General features: G+C 46.8%; 1 protein-coding gene. It reads left to right on the forward strand.

The features are described 5' to 3' along the window. Positions 1 to 536: penicillin-binding transpeptidase domain-containing protein (locus tag R7Q09_RS27985; protein ID WP_318144185.1), on the forward strand; the 536-nt coding region annotated here is incomplete at both ends.

Below are 536 nucleotides of genomic sequence, written 5' to 3' on the forward strand. Positions count from 1 at the left end.
TGGATGATGATGTTTGGTTTTGGTGACTACACAGGCATCGATATCTACGAAGAAAGTAAGGCTAATATGCCAACTCGTGATTGGAAGATGTCTCGTCACAAAACGCCTTGGTATAAAGGTGACACCATTCCTGTTGGTATCGGCCAAGGCTATTGGACGGCAACACCAATGCAAATTGCGAAAGCAACATCGGTGTTAGTGAATAATGGTGCGGTTTCCGCTCCTCACCTCCTAAAGTCCACCATCGATAATGGTGATAACTTTGAGGAACAAGAAACCTCTGAATACGTAACCTACCCACCGATTCAAAATGTGCCAGAAAAATACTGGGATATTGCGAAAGAAGGTATGCGCCGTGTAAACCATGGTACTCGTGGTACAGCTCGTCGTTCTTTCTACAATATGAGCTACCAGACAGCCGGTAAATCAGGTACAGCGCAGGTCTTTGGCTTGGGCGAGAACGAAGAGTACAACGCAGATGAAATCGCGGAACACTTGCGTGACCACGCCCTGTTTACGGGCTTTGCTCCGTTTGA

Source organism: Vibrio sp. 2130-1 (assembly GCF_033339515.1).